Consider the following 962-nt stretch of genomic DNA (forward strand, 5'->3'; position numbering starts at 1 on the left):
GCCGAGGCGCCGAGGCCGATGACCGGGCGGTCGAGCGCAACGCTCAGGCGGGCGATGCCGGGATGCGCGTCGACTGCGCGCTGCACCAGGGCGTGCGCCACTGTCGCGGCGCCATCGAGCCCATCCTCGGCAAAGGCGGTCTCGAGGATATATTCGGCCGACCAGCGCGTCAGCGTCACCAGCACCCGTTCCGAGATCGCTTCCGGCGAAGCGGCAATGTTCTGGCCACGGCCGTCACGCTTGCGGGCGAACAGTTCGGCGCCGAGGCGCGCCGCGATAGGATCCCAGTTCGCCTGCTTGCCCAGCACGTGGGCGGCGTCCGACGGGGTGAAGCCGGCGACATGCACCAGCCCGCGCGACACCAGCCGGTTCAGCGTCGCGTTCTGCGCGTTCGAGGTCAAAAGCCTGTCGACGGCGAGCGGCACGGCACCGATGGCCTCGTAGAGCCTGGCTTCGGCGCCGGTCAGGCCGGCGGCGAGCCGGTCGGGCACGCCGGTGCGCACCGCGAAACGGCCGTCCATGCGGCCGGGATTGGGTGCCCGCGACTGGCGCTCCAGCTCTGAGATCACCGCTACGCCATGCGCCATGCCGGCCAGCGCCAGCGGCACCAGGCGGCGCGGCCCGAGCAGGATCTTCGGGTTGAGCGCGCCATCCTCCAGCGCCACTTCGGAATCGCCGCCGAGGCCGAAGGTGCGCATGGCGACGGCCTCGACCATGGTGCGGAAGCCGCCGACGGTGGCGCCTTCCGGATCGAGCCTGGGACGGCCGCCGTCGAGCACGGCGACGTCGGTGGTGGTGCCGCCGATGTCGGACACCACAGCATTGTCGAGCCCGGTCATGTGGCGGGCGCCGACCAGGCTGGCGGCCGGGCCGGACAGGATGGTCTCGATCGGTCGCTGGCGGGCAAAAGCGGCTGAAACCAGCGCGCCATCGCCGCGCACCACCATCAGCGGTGCTGCGAT

The 962-nt window shown here is 71.8% G+C and carries 1 protein-coding gene; it reads right to left on the reverse strand.

What is annotated here, in order from left to right; translation table 11 throughout:
• The coding region (locus tag EN925_RS37400) for a hydantoinase/oxoprolinase family protein (protein ID WP_281040707.1) at positions 1-962 on the reverse strand (962 nt) is incomplete at both ends.

It is taken from the genome of Mesorhizobium sp. M7A.F.Ca.US.006.04.2.1 (genome assembly GCF_004022915.1).
Taxonomy (GTDB): domain Bacteria; phylum Pseudomonadota; class Alphaproteobacteria; order Rhizobiales; family Rhizobiaceae; genus Mesorhizobium; species Mesorhizobium ciceri.